The following is an 18,760-nucleotide window of genomic DNA, read 5'->3' on the forward strand; positions in this document are numbered from 1 at the left end:
ACTGCCGGCGTAGACTTTTCCGGAGGCGCCTTTATGGCTACCGAACGCCACTACTCTCCCGTCGACCGCCTGCTGCTGCAAGCCGATGCGGCGCTGCGCACCCTGCTGCCCTTCAGCGGCCAGCCGTACCGCCCGTCACCGGCCCTGGTACAGCCCGAAGTCGAGCTGAATGCCGAAGACGCCCGGCATGTCGCCGGCCTGATGCGCATCAACCATACCGGCGAAGTCTGTGCCCAGGCGCTGTACCAGGGCCAGGCGCTGACCGCCAAGCTGCCGCAGGTGCGCGTCGCCATGGAACACGCGGCCGATGAGGAAGTCGACCACCTGGCCTGGTGCGAGCAGCGCATCCACCAGTTGGGCAGTCACACCAGCGTGCTCAACCCCTTGTTCTATGGGTTGTCCTTTGGCGTCGGCGCAGTCGCCGGGCTGATCAGCGACCGCGTCAGCCTGGGCTTTGTCGCCGCAACCGAAGACCAGGTGTGCAAGCACCTGGACGAGCACCTGACCCAACTGCCGATCGAAGATGAAAAGTCCCGTGCCATTCTTGAGCAAATGCTCAGCGATGAAGCGCAACACGCCGCCAGCGCCCTCGAAGCCGGCGGCTTTCGTTTCCCGGCGCCGGTCAAGTTCGGCATGAGCCTGCTGTCCAAGGTCATGACCAAGAGCACCTATCGGATCTGAGCCAGGCACAAGCGCTGGACAATAAAAAAGGGCCGCTGAATCAGCGGCCCTTTTTTATTGCTGCAAGAACTCAGCTCGGCATGTTGCGCGCGCAGAAGATCTCCAGCATTTCGTGCTTGACCCGCGTCGTCACCAGCTCGCGTTGCGCGCTGGAGAGATTCTGCGTGGCATCGCCGAACAGATAGTTATCCAGCTCGAACTCCTTGAGCAGCATTTTGGTGTGGAACAGGTTCTCCTGGTACACGTTGACGTCGGTCATTTGATAGGCCGCCTGCGTGTCATCGGACAGGTAGTTCTGGATCGAGTTGATCTCGTGATCGATGAAGTGCTTCTTGCCTTCCACGTCACGGGTGAATCCGCGCACCCGGTAGTCGACCGTGACGATGTCCGAGTCGAACTGGTGGATCAGGTAGTTCAGCGCCTTGAGCGGTGAGATCACCCCGCACGTGGACACGTCGATATCCACGCGGAAGGTCGCGATGCCGTCCACCGGATGGATTTCCGGGTAGGTATGCACGGTGATATGGCTTTTATCCAGGTGCGCCAGAATGGTTTCCGGCAGCGGACCGGGCGACTCTTCGATCTGGCTGTCGGTCGGGGTGACCGGCTGCTCGGAGATCAGAATGGTCACGCTGGCACCTTGTGGGTCGTAATCCTGGCGGGCGATATTGAGGATATTGGCGCCGATAATGTCGACAACATCGGTGAGTATCTGCGTCAGGCGCTCGGCGTCGTACTCGGTATTGATGTACTGGACGTAGGCCTGCTGGTCTTCCGGCGTTTCCGCGTAGCAGATGTCATAGATGTTGAAGCTCAAGGTCTTCGTCAGGTTGTTGAACCCGTGGAGCTTGAGTTTGCTTTTCACCGTAGGTAACTCTCTTTAGCTATGCGGCACCGCCGCGTGATCGAGCATGCCCGTCAGATGCGAACGACGCGTCTGCGTAGGACGGTTAACACCTCTTCGCGATGGCGATTTTGGTTGTCTGGCCGAGGCCTGGGCAATCGCCCCAGGCCTCTGAAAAAGGGGCGCCATTATGCAGAGGTCAGCAACCTGCTGCCAGAGTGTGCGCCACTTTTGTGATGTTCGGATGTCGCTCGTCAGTCGCTACTCAGCCGAGTTCGATGATCTCGTAATCATGGGTGATCTCCACGCCGCCACGGCCGAGCATGATCGACGCCGAGCAGTACTTCTCTGCCGACAACTCGACCGCACGCTTCACCTGCGCCTCTTTCAGGCCGCGGCCCTTGACCACGAAATGCACATGGATCTTGGTGAACACCTTCGGCTCTTCGCTGGCCCGTTCGGCCTCGAGAAAGGCTTCGCAGCTTTCCACCGGCTGGCGGGATTTCTTCAGGATGCTGACCACATCGAAGTTGGTGCAGCCACCCAGGCCGATCAGCAGCATCTCCATCGGACGCACGCCGAGGTTACGTCCGCCGCTCTCCGGCGGGCCATCCATCACCACGGCGTGGCCGCTGCCCGACTCACCAATAAAGAGGGCTTCGCCAGCCCACTGAATCCGCGCTTTCATTGCCACGACTCCACTGATAAAAAGAACGGCGAGCTTATCACAGCGCCATAGACGGACTTAGTCACAACAGAGCGCCTGATAGTCATGGCGCAGATGTTAGCCACGTCGCAAAACCGATCAGCGGTCATACCTGTCTGTTAAGCTGGCGTCGGATTACTGGCACACTTGGTTGGATAACTTATAAAAAATCGTCTGCTAGACAACGGCTTACATTTATTTTTTCGGGGCTTGGCATGGTAGCGATAACACTTACACCTAAAATCAAAAATCTCGACAAGCTTCTCGCTCATTGTCATCGCCGTCGCTACACCGCCAAAAGCACCATCATCTACGCCGGTGATCGCGGTGAAACCCTGTTCTTCATCGTCAAAGGCTCGGTCACCATCCTGATCGAGGATGACGATGGCCGCGAAATGATCATCGCCTACCTCAACTCCGGGGATTTTTTCGGCGAGATGGGCCTGTTCGAAAAAGACGGTGCCGAGAAAGAACGCAGTGCCTGGGTACGGGCGAAGACCGAATGCGAAGTGGCCGAGCTGAGCTACGCCAAGTTTCGCGAACTGACCCAGCAAGACCCGGACATCCTCTACGCCCTCGGCAGCCAGATGGCCGAACGTCTACGCAATACCACGCGCAAGGTCGGCGACCTGGCCTTTCTCGACGTCACCGGGCGCGTCGCCCGCACCCTGCTGGATCTGTGCAAGCAACCCGATGCGATGACCCATCCGGACGGTATGCAGATCAAGATCACCCGCCAGGAAATCGGCCGCATCGTCGGCTGCTCGCGGGAAATGGTCGGTCGCGTGCTCAAGGCTCTGGAAGAGCAAGGGCTGGTCCACGTCAAAGGCAAAACCATGGTGGTGTTCGGCACCCGCTGAGCTGAATCGCAGGCATAAAAAACCGGCAGCCCGCCGGTTTTTTTATGCCTGCGACTTGCCGTTCAATCGACGTCCGGGCTGGCGATCACGCGACCGCGCTCAGGGAAGAACAAGCGCTGCAGCTCGGCGCCAGGATTCTCCGCGCGCATGAAGGCTTCGCCGACCAGGAAACCGTAGACCCCGCTGATTTCCATCAGCTCAACGTCCGCACGGTTCATGATCCCGCTTTCGGTCACCACCATACGCTCGCGCGGAATCCGCGGCAGCAGGTCGAGGGTGGTTTCCAGGCTGACTTCGAAGGTATGCAGGTTGCGGTTGTTGATGCCGATCAACGGCGTGTCGAGGGTCTTCAGTGCCCGCTCCAGCTCGGCACCGTCGTGCACCTCGACCAGCACATCGAGGCCAAAAGCCTTCGCCACCGCCGCCAGTTCCGCCATGCGCCCATCATCCAGCGCCGAAACGATCAACAGCACGCAGTCGGCGCCCAAGGCGCGCGCCTCGACGATCTGATACGGATCGATCATGAAGTCCTTGCGGATCACCGGCAGGCCGCAGGCCGCTCGCGCCTGCTGCAGGTAACGATCGTCGCCCTGGAAGAAGTCCACGTCGGTCAGCACCGACAGGCAGGCCGCACCGCCGGCTTCGTAACTCTTGGCGATTTCGGCCGGCACGAAGTGTTCACGCAACACGCCCTTGCTCGGCGAGGCCTTCTTCACCTCGGCGATCACCGCCGGCTCCTTACGCTTGGCGCAAGCCAGCATGGCCGCGGCAAAACCACGCGGCGCATCGGCCGCGCGCGCTTCGCGCTCGAGCTCAGCCAGGCTGACCAGCGCCCGCCGGGCAGCGACCTCCTCGGCTTTGCGCGCGAGGATATTTTCCAACACGGTGGGCACGCTCACGCTTCATTCTCCTGGCGGAATACGGCGGTCAAGGACACCAACTCTTCCAGCTTTTCACGGGCCAGCCCGGTGTGCAGCGCATCGTGCGCCAGGTGCATGCCTTCCTTCAGGCTGCTGGCGTGATCCGCAGCATAGAGCGCGGCGCCGGCATTGAGGACAATCATCTCGGCGGCTTTCTGGCCGTTCTCGGTCTTGCGCCGGCCGAGGGCATCGCGGATCAGCTCCAGCGAGGCTTGCGGTGTCTCCACCGTCAGGCCGATCAGGCTCTGGCTCTTGATGTCGAAGTCTTCCGGCTGGATGCGGTATTCGCTGATCACACTCTTGTGCAGTTCCGCGACGAAGGTCGGCGCCGCCAGGCTGATTTCGTCGAGCCCATCCTGCGCATGCACCACCAGCACATGCTCGCTACCCAGGCGCTGCAGCACTTCGGCCATCGGCCGGCACAGCGCCTGGCTGAACACGCCGATCACCTGGTGCTTTACCGCAGCCGGGTTGGTCATCGGCCCGAGCATGTTGAACAGGGTGCGCAGGCCCAGCTCACGGCGCGGGCCGATCGCATGCTTCATCGCACCGTGATGGGCCGGCGCGAACATGAAGCCGACGCCCACCGTCTCGACACAACGGGCCACCTGATCCGGCGTGAGGTTCAGGTACACCCCGGCGGCTTCGAGCAGGTCGGCGCTACCGCTCTTGCCGGAGACCGCGCGGTTGCCATGCTTGGCCACATTGCCGCCCGCCGCCGCGACCACGAAGGCCGCCGCCGTCGAGACGTTGAAAATGTTCATGCCGTCGCCACCGGTGCCGCAGGTATCGACCAGCCGTTCGGCGTTGATGTGCACCGGCGCGGCCAGCTCGCGCATGACCTGGGCGGCACCGGTGATTTCGTCGATGGTCTCGCTCTTCATGCGCATGCCCATCAGGAAGGCACCGATCTGCGCGTCGGTGCACTGCCCGGTCATGATTTCACGCATGACGTCCTGCATTTCCTCGGTGCTCAGGCTCAGCTGGCTGACCACCCGGTTGAGGGCTCCTTTGATATCCATCAGCGCACACCGCCTGTCTGTTTGAGGAAATTGGCCAACAACTCGTGGCCCTGTTCGGAAAGGATAGATTCCGGGTGGAATTGCACCCCCTCGATGTTCAAGGTTTTATGCCGCAGGCCCATGATCTCGTCCACGGAGCCATCTTCCAGCGCGGTCCAGGCGGTCACTTCCAGGCAGTCCGGCAGGGTTTCGCGCTTGACGATCAGGGAATGGTAGCGGGTGACCGTCAGCGGGTTTTTCAAGCCATTGAAGACGCCGAGGTTTTCATGGAGCACCGGGCTGGTCTTGCCGTGCATCACCTGGCGCGCGCGCACCACATCACCGCCAAAGGCTTGGCCGATGCTCTGGTGGCCCAGGCACACGCCGAGGATCGGCAGCTTGCCGGCGAAGTGCTCGATCACCGCCAACGACACACCGGCTTCGGTCGGCGTGCAAGGGCCGGGCGAGACCACAATGCGCTCGGGGTTGAGCGCTTCGATTTCGGCAACGCTCAGCTCGTCGTTGCGGATGACCTTCACCTCGGCACCCAGCTCGCCGAAATATTGCACGACGTTGTAGGTAAAAGAGTCGTAGTTATCGATCATTAACAGCATGGCAGGGCTCCTCAGGCGTCGGTCGTGGTGGTTTGTTCGGCTAAAGCCACGGCACGGAACATCGCGCGGCGCTTGTTCAGCGTCTCTTCCCACTCCAGCGCCGGCACCGAGTCGGCGACGATGCCGCCGCCGGCCTGCACATGCAGCTCACCGTCTTTAATCACGGCGGTGCGGATCGCAATCGCGGTGTCCATATTGCCGTTCCACGCCAGGTAGCCCACGGCACCGCCATAGACGCCGCGCTTGACCGGCTCCAGCTCGTCGATGATTTCCATCGCGCGGATCTTCGGCGCGCCGGACAAGGTGCCCGCCGGCAGAATCGCCCGCAACGCATCCATCGCCGTCAGCCCGCTTTTCAGCTGGCCGGTGACGTTGGAGACGATGTGCATGACGTTGGAATAACGCTCGATGACCATCTTCTCGGTCAGTTTCACCGAGCCGATTTCCGAAACCCGGCCGGTGTCGTTGCGGCCCAGGTCGATCAGCATCAGGTGCTCGGCGATTTCCTTGTCATCGGATAGCAGGTCTTCTTCCAACGCCAGGTCCGCCGCTTCGGTGGCGCCACGCGGGCGGGTGCCGGCGATCGGCCGCACGGTGATCAGATTGTCTTCGACCCGCACCAGCACCTCGGGCGAGGAGCCGACCACATGGAAGTCGCCGAAGTTGAAGAAATACATATAAGGCGTCGGATTGAAGCAGCGCAACGCGCGATACAGATCGATCGGCGCCGCCTTGAAGTCGATGGACATGCGCTGCGATGGCACCACCTGCATGCAGTCGCCGGCGAGGATGTATTCCTTGATGGTATCGACCGAGCGCTCGTAGTCCTCACGGGTGAAGCTGGAGCGGAACAACGGTTCGGCGCCCGACTCCTTGGTGAAGTCCAGGCCGCGACGCGGGGTGATCGGCTGGCGGAGTTTTTCCAGCAGCTCTTCCAGACGCGCCAGACCATGCTCGTAGGCGTGTTCCTGGGCGGGGTCAGCAAGCACAATCGCGTGCATCTTGCCGGCCAGGTTGTCGAACACCACCACGGCATCGGAGACCATCAGCAGAATGTCAGGTACGCCCAGCGGATCGGGGTTCGGGCACTTGCCCAGGCGCTTCTCGACATAGCGCACGCAGTCATAGCCGAAGTAGCCGACCAGCCCGCCGTTGAAACGGGGCAGGCCGGCAATGGTCGGCACATTGTAGCGGGCCTTGAAGGTTTCGACGAAGGCCAGCGGGTCTTCGCAGTCATGGCTCTCGATTTCGATACCGTCGTGGCTGACGCTGACATGGTGGTCATGCACACGCATCACGGTGCGGCACGGCAAGCCGATGATCGAATAACGCCCCCACTTCTCGCCGCCCTGGACGGATTCGAGCAAGTAGGAGTTCGGTTGGTCGGCGAGCTTCAGATAAATCGACAGCGGCGTGTCGAAATCGGCCAGGGTTTCGCAGGCGAGCGGGATACGGTTATAGCCGGCAGCGGCTAAACGCAGGAATTCTTCGCGGGTCATGAATCAGCCTCGTGGCTTGAGGGTAAAAAACCTATCTACTATCTGCTGTGCTGGGTGAGGCGGCGTTGAAACCAGGGGCGGACTGCTCATTTACAACGCGTAAACGCCGTGTCCTCGCCTTGTTTCACCTTGCCTGACCTGCGCTCGCGACGAGCTTAGATTAGGTTTGGGTCGAATAAGCAAACGCACCGGCGAACCGGCCTGGATCGAATCAGGCGCGCCAACGCCAGCGGGCCAAGGCCTTGAGGATTTTCATCCCGGACTTCACGAACCCTGATTTGACGAACCAATGTTTGCGGGTGACCACCACGATTGAGTCTCTTGAGCGGGGGGATTGGGTGTCGGCCAACGTTAGCGCAGCGGCTGGCTCGAAGCAACCAGGCAGCAACTCGCGCAGATCGTCGATCACCAGCGCCGGCGACTCCTCCGCGATGGGCCGGCCGTGGTTGTAGCCGTAACTCACGGCCACGCAGGACACCCCAGCGGCCTTGGCGGCCAGCACATCGTTGCGCGAATCGCCGATGAACAGCGCGTTTTGCGCGCCGACCTCGGCCATTCTCATCACCTGCAGCAAGGCCATCGGATCAGGCTTCTGCTTCGGCAGGGTATCGCCGCCAATGATCCAGCGGAAATAGCGGCCGATGCGCATTTCATCCAGCAGCGGCGCAACGAAGCGCTCCGGCTTGTTGGTGATCAGCGCCATCTCGACGCCCTGACTCTTCAGCCATTTCAGCGTTTCGCGCACGCCGGGATAAAGCACGCTCAGGGCATGGCTGTCGGCGTAGGCATCCATGAATACAGCCAGCGCCTGCTCAGTGTCGGCTTCACTCACGGCTTCATGTTGCATGTCGCCAGCCAGGGCACGGCGCACCAACACCCGCGCACCATTGCCGATCCAGTTGCGCACCCGCTCGATACCGGCGACCGGCCGGCCGAGGCTGAGCAGTGTCCGGTCGATGGCGGCCGCCAGGTCCGGCACCGAGTCGATCAGGGTGCCGTCCAGGTCGAACATCACCAGATGCGGCAGACGGCCGGAGAGCACCCGCTCGAAACCGCTCATCCGCGAGCGAGCGCCAGTTCTTCGCGCATGTGCTGGATCACGGCGGCGTAATCAGGGGTATTGAAGATGGCGGAGCCGGCGACAAAGGTGTCGGCGCCAGCGGCGGCGATTTCGCGGATGTTCTTCACGTTCACCCCACCGTCGATTTCCAGGCGGATCTCGCGGCCGGAGGCCTCGATCAATGCCCGCGCTTCGCGCAGCTTGTCGAGGGTGCCCGGAATGAACGTCTGCCCGCCGAAGCCCGGGTTGACGCTCATCAACAGAATCATGTCGACCTTGTCCATCACGTACTTGAGACTGTCCAGCGAGGTGGCCGGGTTGAACACCAGGCCGGCCTTGCAGCCGCCGTCCTTGATCAACTGCAGCGAGCGGTCGATATGGCCGCTGGCTTCCGGGTGGAAGGTGATGTAGCTGGCACCGGCCTCGATAAAGTCGCCGATGATGCGGTCGACCGGCGAGACCATCAGGTGCACGTCGATCGGCGCCGTGATGCCGTACTTGCGCAGTGCCGCGCAAACCATCGGGCCGATGGTCAGGTTGGGCACGTAATGGTTGTCCATGACATCGAAATGCACGATATCGGCGCCGGCGGCGAGGACGTTGTCGACTTCCTGGCCCAGGCGGGCGAAGTCGGCGGAGAGAATCGACGGAGCAATAGCGAAGGGCTGCATGGCGCACCTCAGAGCAGAATCACGGTGGCGCGCATTGTAGCCGAGTCGGCTGATCTGGCGGTTGTCATGTGTCAGAGGAGGACCTGCAACTTTGGTCGCAGGTCCTTACAACAGAGCGATCACCCCTCGTTTGGTGCGGTACGCAGTTTCTCGCTGCGCCCGCGCAGCCACTCCAGGGTCAGCAACAGCACCACGGAGAAGCCGATCAGCAAGGTCGCCGCAGCGGCGATGGTCGGGCTGAGGTTTTCGCGGATGCCACTGAACATCTGCCGCGGCAAGGTGGCTTGCTCGGGGCCGGCGAGGAACAGCGTCACCACCACCTCATCGAACGAGGTGGCGAAGGCGAACAGCGCGCCGGAAATCACCCCGGGTGCGATCAGCGGCAAGGTCACCCGGAAGAATGCCGTCAGCGGCGAGGCGCCGAGGCTGGCGGCCGCCCGCACCAGGTTGTAGTTGAAGCCCTGCAAGGTGGCCGACACGGTGATGATCACGAACGGCACACCGAGCACGGCATGTACCAAAATCAGCGACAGGTAGCTGTTGCCCAGGCCCAGCGGCGCGAAGAACAGGTAACTGGCCACGCCGACGATGACCACCGGCACCACCATCGGCGAAATCACCAGACTCATCACCAGCGCCTTGCCCCGGAACTCGCCGCGGGTCAGGCCGATCGCCGCCAGGGTGCCGAACACCATCGCCAGCACGGTCGCCGCCGGGGCGACGATCATGCTGTTCTTCAACGAGCGCATCCACTCGGCGGAGTTGAAGAAGTCCTGGTACCACTGCAGCGAGAAGCCCTGCAGCGGGTAGACCAGGAAACTGCCGGAATTGAACGACAGCGGTACGATCACCAACACCGGCAGGATCAGGAACAACAACACCAGGCCGCTGATGATGCGCAGCGTGTAGAACCAGACGCGTTCAACGGGGGACATGTAAGGACTGAGCATTTCGACTTCTCCTTGGACAGACGGCTCAGCTCAGGCGCAGGCGGCTCGCGCCCACCAGCCAGCTGTAAACCACATAGAGCACCAGGGTGGCCAAGAGCAGCAGGCCACCGAGGGCTGTTGCCATGCCCCAGTTGATGCTGGTGTTGGTGTAGAACGCGACGAAGTAGCTGACCATCTGATCGGTCGGGCTGCCGAGCAGCGCCGGGGTGATGTAGTAACCAATCGCCAGGATGAACACCAACAGGCAACCGGCACCGACGCCGGCCAGGGTCTGCGGGAAGTACACCCGCCAGAAGCTGGCGAACGGGTGGCAACCGAGGGAAATCGCCGCGCGCATGTAGGTCGGCGAGATGCCCTTCATCACGCTGTAGATCGGCAGGATCATGAACGGCAGCATGATGTGCACCATCGAGATGTACACCCCGGTGCGGTTGAACACCAGCTCCAGCGGCTTGTCGATCAACCCCAGGCCAAGCAGCACGCCATTGATCAAACCGCTGGACTGCAGAAGCACGATCCAGGCCGCCACCCGCACCAGGATCGAAGTCCAGAATGGCAGCAGCACCAGGATCATCAGCAGGTTGCTCTGCCGCGACGGCAGGTTGGCCAGCAGATAGGCCAGCGGGTAGGCCAGCACCAGGCAGATGGCGGTAATCACCAGGCCCATCCAGAAAGTGCGGGCGAAAATATCCAGGTAAATCGCCTGATCCGGCGTGGCCGGCGCCAGTTCGCCGAGGTCGTCGATCCGATGATCGACCGCCGCCAGCAGGTAATAGGGAGTCACGCTACTGGTGTTGCGGCGGATCGCCTGCCAATAGGCCGGGTCGCCCCAGCGTTCATCGAGGCCTTCCAGCGCCTCCTTATAGGAAGTCGGTTCGGTCTTGAACGGCAGCGCCCGAGCGGTTTTCGACATCAGGCTGCGGTAGCCGGCCAATTCCATGTTCAGCCGTTTGGACAGATCGCCCAGGGTCTGGTTCTTCCGGGCGTCGGCCAGGTCCAGGCTCAGCGCCTTGTAGGCCGGCTCGCCAGGCAAGGCCTTGCCATCCCAGCTGGCGACCGCCTCGACGGTGCGCGGCAAGGTGTCGACCACTTCGCTGTTGCCGACGCTTTTGTAGAGCAGCGCGACAATCGGCACCAGGAAGATCAGCAACAGAAACAGCACCAGCGGCAGAATCAGCGCCTGGGCTTTCAAGCGGTTCAGCCGCTCGGCACGCGCCAGACGTTGCTTCAGGGTGGGGCCGGCGACCTCGGTCAAGGGCACTGCGATGGCCATAGCGAACTCCGGAAAAGGCCGCGCTGGCGCGGCCAAAAGCAAAAGCATTTGAACTCCCCACTCCCGCATGCGAGAGAGGGGCCGGGGGAGAGGGGGCGTGACAGCCCCCTCTCCCTAACTCTCTCCCCAACGGGAGAGGGGACTACTGGCCTTACTTGGCCGCCCAGGAGTTGAAGCGCTGCTCCAGTTGCTCGCCGTAGTCAGCCCAGAAGGTCACGTTCATGGCCACCTGGTTCTCGATGTTTTCCGGCGTGGTCGGCATGTCTTTCAACAGCGCCTTGTCCAGCAACGGCACGGCTTGCTTGTTGGCCGGGCCGTAGGCGATGTTTTCCGAGTAGATCTTCTGCTGCTCGGGTTTGACCGAGAAGGCGATGAACTTCTGCGCTTCGGCCGAATCCTTCGCGCCTTTTGGGATAGCCCAGGCGTCGAAGTCATAGATGCCGCCGTTCCACACCACCTTCAGGTTGCTTTCCTTCTGCACCGCAGCGATGCGACCGTTGTAGGCCGAGCTCATCACCACGTCGCCGGAGGCGAGATACTGCGGCGGCTGGGCGCCGGCCTCCCACCACTGGATGCTCGGCTTCAGCTGGTCGAGCTTCTTGAACGCACGGTCCACGCCTTCCTTGGTCGCCAGTACGGTGTAGACCTCTTTCGGCGCCACGCCGTCGGCCATCAAGGCGAATTCCAGGGTGTATTTGGCACCTTTACGCAGGCCACGCTTGCCGGGGAATTTCTCGGTGTCCCAGAAATCCGCCCAGCTGGTCGGCGCGCTTTTCAGCTTGTCGGCGTTGTAGGCCAGCACCGTGGACCAGACGAAGAAGCCCACGCCGCAAGGCTGGATGGCGCCCGGCACGAAATTGGCCGCATCGCCGAACTGAGCCGGGTCGAGTTCTTCGAACAGGCCTTCGTCACAACCGCGAGCCAGTTCCGGCGATTCCACTTCGACCAGGTTCCAGGACACGCTCTTGGTGTCGACCATGGCCTTGACCTTGGCCATTTCACCGTTGTATTCGCCGGCGATGATCTTGCCGTTGCCGGCCGCCTCCCAGGGCGCGTAGAAGGCTTTGACCTGGGCGCTCTTGTTCGCCCCGCCAAAGGACACCACGGTCAGGTCGGCCGCCATGGCCTGAGCGGCGCATGCCAACCCGAGAGCCAGGGCGGTGAGTTTTACAGAGATATTCATTGTTGTTTTCTCCACAGTGCTGGGTTGGTAAAGCGCGGGTCGATCAAAGGGTTTCCAGTAACGGGTCGAGCGCACGGACGTGCTCGACTTGCCAGCCGAGCGGCACCACGTCACCGACCGCCAGGGCCGGATCCAGCTCGGCAATCGGTTGCTTGACGAAGAAATTGGCCTTGCCACACACCTCAAGACGCACACGCACGTGGTCGCCCAGGTAGATGAATTCCTCCACGCGACCGGAGAAGCGATTGCGGCACGTTTCGCTGGAGCCGTTGAGCAGCACCCGCTCCGGGCGGATCGACAGGGTCACCGGGTCGCCGATCTGGCCGACATTGACCGCCAGCGCCTCGACCTTTTCACCGCGCGCCAGCTCGACCACACAGCGCTCGCCGCTCTGGCTGAGCAGGCGGCCGTTGATGCGGTTGTTCTCGCCGATGAAGTTGGCGACGAAGGTGTTCTTCGGCTCTTCGTACAGGGTACGCGGAGAGGCGATCTGCTGGATCTCGCCCTGGTGGAACACCGCCACCCGATCGGACATGGTCAGCGCTTCGCCCTGGTCGTGGGTGACGTAAACCACGGTCACGCCGAGGCGCTTGTGCAGGTGTTTGATCTCCATCTGCATGTGCTCGCGCAACTGCTTGTCCAGCGCGCCGAGCGGCTCGTCCATCAGCACCAGTTGCGGCTCGAACACCAGCGCGCGGGCCAGCGCCACGCGCTGCTGTTGGCCGCCGGACAGCTGGCCGGGGTAGCGGTTGCGGAAGCTGTCGAGCTGCACCATCGACAGCGCGCGCTTGACCCGTTCGCTGATGTCGGTCTTGCTCAGGCCGCGCACCGACAGCGGAAACGCCAGGTTCTCCGCCACGGTCATGTGCGGGAACAAGGCGTAATTCTGAAAGACCATGCCGATGTCGCGCTTGTGCGGCGGCACATTGTTGATCGAGCGCCCGGCCAGCTGGATTTCCCCGGCGGTGGGCGTCTCGAACCCAGCCAACATCATCAGGCTGGTGGTTTTGCCGGAACCGGACGGCCCGAGCAGGGTGAGGAATTCGCCTTTGCGAATGTCCAGGTTGAGGTCTTTGACGATGAGGTTCTCGCCGTCGTAGCTCTTTTGCACGCCACGGAAGCTGACCAGTACATCGTTCGCTTGCGTCTCGACCATAACCTCACCTTTGATTTTTGTATGCCGTGCTTAAAGCCTAGAGAAGCCTGCAGACAGCGCAAATCGGGGGGTATGAGAGATTGCTATAAGAACAGCGGACGACTGCGTGTAGGGATTGCCCTACACGCACGGCGCGAACAGATATGGATGGACGGGCAGCGTCCGCGAGCCGGGCCTGGCGCCACGCAATGGGGAGTCGCAAATGGATATGTCGCGGCTGAAGCCGCGCCAGGGAATGCTCTAGGGCGGACTCCGGAGCGCAGCGAACAGCCCGCCACCTGGCGCTGCGCTGCGTTGCGTGGCATGACCTGGCGTACGGCTTCGCGAGTACGCCTTGGCGCATCAGACCAGCTTGTGCTCCATGGCATAGCGCACCAGATCCGCCACCGAGCTGGCGTTCAACTTCTGCATCAGGCGGGCTTTGTGGGTGCTGATGGTCTTGTTGCTGAGCGCCAGTTGCTGGGCGATATCGTTGACGTTGGCGCCTTGCACCAGGCGCTCGAACACCGAGAACTCGCGCTCGGACAGCCGCGCATGCAGCGGCCGCGAATCGGTCAGGCCAACTTCGAAAACCATCCGGTCGGCCAGCTCCGGGTCGATGTAGCGCCCGCCTGCCGCGACCTTGCGGATCGCCGTGAGCAGCAAGGCCGGATCGCTGTCCTTGGTCGCGTAACCCGCCGCCCCGACCTTCAAGGCCCGCGCCGCCATCTGCGCCTCGTCGTGCATCGACAACACCAGAATCGCCGGCGCATTGTGCAAGGCGCGAATCCGCGGAATCGCCTCCAGGCCATTGACGCCGGGCATGGAGATATCCAGCAACACCACCTCGCACTCGATCTGCCGCAAGGCTTCGAGCAACTGCTCGCCATTGCTGGCTTCGCCGACCACGCAGAGATCCTTGGCCAGGCCGATCAGCTGCTTGATGCCCTCACGGACGATGGTGTGATCTTCGGCAACCAGTACACGAATCAAGCCGGTGTCTCCTTTAGTCCAGAGGGATGCGCACGCTCAGGGTGGTGCCTTCGCCAAGCCGACTGTCGAGGGTCAGGCTGCCGCCGAGCATCAGCACGCGCTCACGCATGCCGACCAGGCCGAAGGAGCTGGAGCGGCCCGGTGCGAGGACGAAACCACAACCGTCATCGCTGACCGTCAGGCGCAACGCGCCCTCCTCCAGCGCCAGGCACAGTTCGACAGTATGCGCCTGCGCATGGCGCATGACGTTGGTCAGCGCCTCCTGAAGGATGCGGAACAGGCCGATGGCCTTGGCATCCGCCAGCGCCGGTACGTGCTCCGGCACCTGCACCAGGCAAGGAATCTGCGTGCGCGCTTCGAAGCGCTGGGCCTGCCACTCGATCGCCGAACCGATACCGGCGTCGAGGATCGGCGGGCGCAGGGCGGTGGCCACATCGCGCACCAGCTGGAACAGGTTGGCGATCAGGCGCTTCATGCTGTTCAGGCGTTCCTGCAGCCCGGGATCGAGCTCCGCATAGGCCAGCTCGCACATCGAGGTTTCCAGCTTGAGCACGGTCAACACTTGGCCCAACTCGTCATGCACTTCGCGGGCGATGCGGGCTTTTTCCTCTTCGCGCACGCTCTCCAGGTGAGCCGACAACTCGCGCAACTGCGCCCGCGACTCGCCCAGTTCCAGCTCGATGCGCTTGTTGTCGCTGATGTCCCAGACGATACCGTCCCAGACCACCAGCCCATCCTCCAGACGCCGGGCGATGGCCTTGATATCCGCCCAGCGTTGTTCGCCTTCGCGGGTCAGGATCCGGCCCTGCCAATGCCAGTTGCTGTCGCCGGCCAGCGCCAGGTCCTGGCTCTGGTGATAGCTGGCCTTGTCGTCCACATGCACCAGGCTGCGCAGGCCACGGTCCGCGGCCAGCAGCGTGCTGGCGGTATAGCCGACCAGGCTTTCGCTGCCTTCGCTGATAAAAGCGAAATCCACCGCCGCGTCGGGGCGCGGGCGCTCCAGGCGAAACACCAGGCCAGGCACGTTGGCGGCGATGCCTTGCAGGCGCGCTTCGCTTTCCTGCAGGGCGGCCAGGGCTCGACGACGCTCGGTGACGTCGGTGATGTACACCACCAGGTACTCGGCCTGGCGAAAGCGCAGGAAACTCAGCGATACATCCGCCGGCAGCGCACTGCCATCGGCGCGGCGACAATTGGTCTCGAAGCTCAGCGGTCCCTCATCACTGGAACGCGCGCGCTTCCACAGCGCCAGCCAGCGATCCATGTCCAGGCTCGGTTCGAACTCGACCAGCGGCCGATCGACCACGCCCCCCGGCAGGTAGCCGAGCATCTGCTCCGCCGCCCGGTTGGCGTAGCGCACATGGCTATCCCAGTTGACCCAGAGAATGCCGACCGTGCTCTGATCGATGGAGAATTGCGTCAGGCGCAGCGCTTCTTCCGCCGCCTCGCGCAATTCGATCGCGTGGCGTGCCGCCAGCAAGCCGCGCTCCAGCGTGCGCACCTGGCGGCGCAACCAGAACAGGCAAGCCACCGCCGCCAGCAGCAACACGGCGCACAACGCGCTGAGGTTCTGCCAGAAGCCCGGCGACTCGGCGAGCCGCGGGTACTTGAGCTGCAGCCAACGGCCATGCAGCTGATCCATCTGCTTGGGCGAGATCACCCGCAGCGCGTTGTCGATGATCCCCGACAGCTGCGGCCAATCGCGCCGCGAGGCGACGCGCAGGAGTTGCGGCAAGCCGATATCGCCGACCACCGCGAGCTCGGCGAATTCGCTTTCACGGGACAGGCGGCTGAGCTGCGCCTCATCGACCACCGCATATTTGACCTGCTGGCCGAGCAGGTTCTGCAATGCCTGGCGCTCGCTGGCCACCGCCTGCAGGTTGAGATTGACGTAAGTGCCGCGCAGGTAATCGGCCACCGCACTGGGCATGCGCACGGCGACCGGGTCTTGCGCGCCGAGCTGCTCCAGGTCCACCGCCGCGCCACCATTGCGCACGCCCACGAGCAACTGCGGCACGCGCATATAAGGGTCGGAATACAACCACAGCCGCAGCCCCGCCGGGGTCTGGCTCAAGCCGGGAGCCAGGTCGACCTGCTTGGCCCGCACCGCGTCCTCCAACGCAGCCTGATCGGCATACTGCTGCCAGATCAGCTCGACCTGCAACGCTGCCGCCAACCAACCCATCAGCTCGACATTGACCCCGGAGAGCTGCTGCTGGCGCCGATCGAACTGCGCATAAGGCACCTGCAGCACCACGCCGACGCGCAACTGCCGGTGCTCCGCCAACCAGGCGCGCTGCTGCTCACTCAGCGCCAGCGCCGTCGCGAAGGTCGGCTCCGGGGCGCTCAAGACCGGCATGGCACAGGCCAGCAGGCACACAGTCAGTACATGAATCATCCAGCGCACAGCACACAGCCCCAGGTCGGTTAGCCAACGCAACGGCCCTACCTTACTCCAGCCCGGGCCGATCAGGCGAAGGCTCGGACTGACAAATGCCCGGCAAGCTATTAGGCTGCAGCCATCGCTTCTGGCCTGGACTGTTCCGATGCTCACTCTGCAACGCCCACGACTGCCTGCGCTGTGCCTGCTGCTCTTGCTGCCCCATACCCCGACACTGTTGGCCGCCGATCCGCCGCCCCCCGCAGCGACCACCACGGAACACGCCGCTGAGCGCCCCGCCCTCGACGAACGCAGCCAGGCGGAAGCGGTCGCCCTCGAGCAACAGCTGCCGTCAGCAGAGCAACAGCAACTGAGCGCCGCCGACGAGCAGTTCCTCGCCCTCTGGAAGCCGGCCAATGCCGCCGAGCCGAGTGGTGCAGTGATCCTCATTCCCGGCGATGCGGAAAGCGCCGACTGGCCCAAGGCAATCGGCCCATTGCGCGAAAAACTGCCGGACGCCGGCTGGCACAGCCTGAGCCTGAGCCTGCCCGACCCGCAGGGCGACGCACCGCCGCTACGCCCGGTCGAGCCGGCACCGAGCAGCGACGCCGCGCCCGCCAGCCAAGAACCCAGTGCAGAAACCGCGCCCGAGGCCGTCACCACCACTTCGGCGGCGGCAACGCCCCAGCCCAGTGCCGTCCGCGAAGAACAACGCAGCGCCCATACCGCACGGGTACTGGCGCGCATCCAGGCCGGCATCGCCTTTGCACAGCAACAGAAAGCCACGACCATCGTGCTGCTGGGCCACGGTAGTGGCGCTTACTGGGCCGCGCGCTACCTGGCGGAAAACCAGGCCGAGCCGATTCAGAACCTGCTGCTGGTGGCGGCGCAAATACCGGCGGGCTTCAGCCCGGCGCTGGAAGAGTTGGTACCCAGCCTGAAACTGGCCACCGGCGACTTCTATTACAAGGATCAGGCGGCCGACCGCACGGCTGCACTCCAACGCGCCCAGGCCGGCAAACGGCAGAAACATCCGGCCTACATCCAAGTGGCGATGAAAGCCCTGCCGGGCAACCCCGCCACGGAGCAGGAACAGCTCTATCGGCGCATTCGCGGCTGGCTCAGCCTGCACCTGATTGCCGCAGCGCCGCAGCCGGCTCAACCCAGCCCGGCCACCCCGGCAGCACCTGCCGCAGAAAGCGCTCCGGCCTCGCCGGGCATCTAACGGAAACCCCGGCGCTCGCGAATCAAACCGTAAGCGCCGTGCAACTCGCGGGTCTTTTCCGTGGCTTCGCGGACCCGCACAGGATCGGCGCCGGCACCGAGCAGTTTGTCCGGATGGTGCCGGCTCAGTAGCAGTCGATAGGCACGCTTGATCGCAGCCGGCTCGCTCTCGGCGGTCACACCGAGCAAGCGCAAAGCATTCTGATAGGCCGCCGCGCTCTGCTGCAGTCGCCCCTTGCGCGGCTCGTATTCGACACCCAGCGCGGCAACCCGATCGCCGCGCCAGCCCAGCCACTTGCCCCATAACAGAATCAGCTCGCGCTCGCGTGCGCTCGCCCGGCCATCCGCCCAAGCCATCCTCCAGCAGGCCTGCAGCAGCGGTTCAATGAGCGCGTCGCGGCTGCGCAATTGGCGCAGCGGCAGACGCAACCCCTCGCGCCCGGCCTTGCCACGACTGAAGGCATCGATGGCCTGCCGCTGCCCCGCCTCATCCAGTTGCAGGCGACGCATCTCGGCCCGCGCCAACTGGATATGCGCCTCCAACACCCGCCCTTCGCTCTTGGCCAGGCGGCCGAGCAACACAAAGAGCAGGTATTCATCGCTCGGCCTGGGCGCGGCGCCCAGGCGTTCACGCAGGCTCGCCCAGTCCTGCAGCCCCATGCGCCGATCCAGCACTTGGCCGAGCAGGGTGCCGAGCAGCGCACCCGGGATGCTGGCCAACGCCAGACCTGCCGCCGCTCCCAATAGCGTCGCGGGCCAGAGCATC

18 protein-coding genes are annotated in these 18,760 nt (G+C 63.3%); 3 read left to right on the forward strand and 15 right to left on the reverse strand.

The features are described from left to right. Nucleotides 1–33: 33 nt before the first annotated feature. Nucleotides 34–681 carry a 2-polyprenyl-3-methyl-6-methoxy-1,4-benzoquinone monooxygenase gene (gene coq7 / locus AC3IYG_RS20125; RefSeq protein WP_489311245.1) on the forward strand — a complete coding sequence of 216 codons (648 nt, stop codon included), beginning with the start codon at nt 34–36 and terminating at the stop codon, nt 679–681. Between the two features lie 70 nt (nt 682–751). On the opposite strand, the gene speD is transcribed toward coq7, so the two are convergent. Continuing rightward, nucleotides 752–1,546: an adenosylmethionine decarboxylase gene (gene speD / locus AC3IYG_RS20130; protein ID WP_489311246.1), complete on the reverse strand. Its 795-nt coding sequence runs from the start codon at nt 1,544–1,546 to the stop codon at nt 752–754. 244 nt (nt 1,547–1,790) lie between these two features. Beyond that, nucleotides 1,791–2,213, reverse strand: coding sequence for an OsmC family protein (locus AC3IYG_RS20135; protein ID WP_489311247.1), 423 nt, complete (start codon nt 2,211–2,213; stop codon nt 1,791–1,793). Nucleotides 2,214–2,446: 233 nt separating this feature from the next. Here AC3IYG_RS20135 and crp point away from each other — a divergent pair, with 233 nt between their 5' ends. Next, nucleotides 2,447–3,091 carry a cAMP-activated global transcriptional regulator CRP gene (crp, locus tag AC3IYG_RS20140; RefSeq protein WP_489311248.1) on the forward strand — a complete coding sequence of 215 codons (645 nt, stop codon included), beginning with the start codon at nt 2,447–2,449 and terminating at the stop codon, nt 3,089–3,091. Between the two features lie 62 nt (nt 3,092–3,153). Here crp and trpC read toward each other — a convergent pair whose 3' ends face one another. The 12 genes from trpC to AC3IYG_RS20200 form a co-directional block, all read right to left on the reverse strand. Beyond that, nucleotides 3,154–3,990, reverse strand: a complete 837-nt coding sequence (gene trpC / locus AC3IYG_RS20145; protein WP_489311249.1) for an indole-3-glycerol phosphate synthase TrpC — start codon at nt 3,988–3,990, stop codon at nt 3,154–3,156. Next, nucleotides 3,987–5,033, reverse strand: coding sequence for an anthranilate phosphoribosyltransferase (gene trpD, locus AC3IYG_RS20150; RefSeq protein WP_489311250.1), 1,047 nt, complete (start codon nt 5,031–5,033; stop codon nt 3,987–3,989). Before trpD ends, trpC begins: the two co-directional genes overlap by 4 nt. Beyond that, the gene (locus tag AC3IYG_RS20155; protein ID WP_489311251.1) at nt 5,033–5,626 is read right to left on the reverse strand and encodes an aminodeoxychorismate/anthranilate synthase component II; all 594 of its coding nucleotides are present in this window, start codon (nt 5,624–5,626) and stop codon (nt 5,033–5,035) included. Before AC3IYG_RS20155 ends, trpD begins: the two co-directional genes overlap by 1 nt. Nucleotides 5,627–5,637: 11 nt before the next feature. After that, the gene (gene trpE, locus AC3IYG_RS20160; protein ID WP_489311252.1) at nt 5,638–7,125 is read right to left on the reverse strand and encodes an anthranilate synthase component I; all 1,488 of its coding nucleotides are present in this window, start codon (nt 7,123–7,125) and stop codon (nt 5,638–5,640) included. Nucleotides 7,126–7,336: 211 nt separating this feature from the next. Then, nucleotides 7,337–8,185 (reverse strand): phosphoglycolate phosphatase, encoded by an 849-nt coding sequence (locus AC3IYG_RS20165; RefSeq protein ID WP_489311253.1) that lies wholly within the window; start codon nt 8,183–8,185, stop codon nt 7,337–7,339. Beyond that, a complete protein-coding gene (gene rpe / locus AC3IYG_RS20170) occupies nt 8,182–8,856 on the reverse strand; it encodes a ribulose-phosphate 3-epimerase (protein ID WP_489311254.1) in 675 nt (224 codons plus the stop codon). Before rpe ends, AC3IYG_RS20165 begins: the two co-directional genes overlap by 4 nt. Nucleotides 8,857–8,975: 119 nt before the next feature. Next, nucleotides 8,976–9,806, reverse strand: a complete 831-nt coding sequence (locus AC3IYG_RS20175; protein WP_489311255.1) for an ABC transporter permease — start codon at nt 9,804–9,806, stop codon at nt 8,976–8,978. 25 nt (nt 9,807–9,831) lie between these two features. Beyond that, complete coding sequence (locus AC3IYG_RS20180) at nt 9,832–11,079, reverse strand: ABC transporter permease (RefSeq protein WP_489311256.1); 1,248 nt, start codon at nt 11,077–11,079, stop codon at nt 9,832–9,834. Between the two features lie 151 nt (nt 11,080–11,230). Next, entirely contained in the window at nt 11,231–12,262 is a 1,032-nt protein-coding gene (locus AC3IYG_RS20185) for an ABC transporter substrate-binding protein (protein WP_489311257.1), read from the reverse strand. Nucleotides 12,263–12,305: 43 nt separating this feature from the next. Beyond that, entirely contained in the window at nt 12,306–13,418 is a 1,113-nt protein-coding gene (locus tag AC3IYG_RS20190) for an ABC transporter ATP-binding protein (protein ID WP_489311258.1), read from the reverse strand. A gap of 342 nt (nt 13,419–13,760) precedes the next feature. After that, nucleotides 13,761–14,390, reverse strand: a complete 630-nt coding sequence (locus tag AC3IYG_RS20195; RefSeq protein WP_489311259.1) for a response regulator — start codon at nt 14,388–14,390, stop codon at nt 13,761–13,763. A 13-nt stretch (nt 14,391–14,403) separates the two neighbouring features. Further along, nucleotides 14,404–16,749: a PAS domain-containing sensor histidine kinase gene (locus tag AC3IYG_RS20200; protein ID WP_489313970.1), complete on the reverse strand. Its 2,346-nt coding sequence runs from the start codon at nt 16,747–16,749 to the stop codon at nt 14,404–14,406. Between the two features lie 187 nt (nt 16,750–16,936). On the opposite strand from AC3IYG_RS20200, the gene AC3IYG_RS20205 reads away from it, so the two are divergent. Beyond that, entirely contained in the window at nt 16,937–17,995 is a 1,059-nt protein-coding gene (locus AC3IYG_RS20205; RefSeq protein ID WP_489311260.1) for an alpha/beta hydrolase family protein, read from the forward strand. Here the strand turns inward: AC3IYG_RS20205 and AC3IYG_RS20210 are convergent. After that, nucleotides 17,992–18,759, reverse strand: coding sequence for a TerB family tellurite resistance protein (locus AC3IYG_RS20210; RefSeq protein WP_489311261.1), 768 nt, complete (start codon nt 18,757–18,759; stop codon nt 17,992–17,994). The genes AC3IYG_RS20205 and AC3IYG_RS20210 overlap by 4 nt on opposite strands. Nucleotide 18,760: the final 1 nt, after the last annotated feature.

Source organism: Pseudomonas sp. KH_027 (assembly GCF_057838565.1).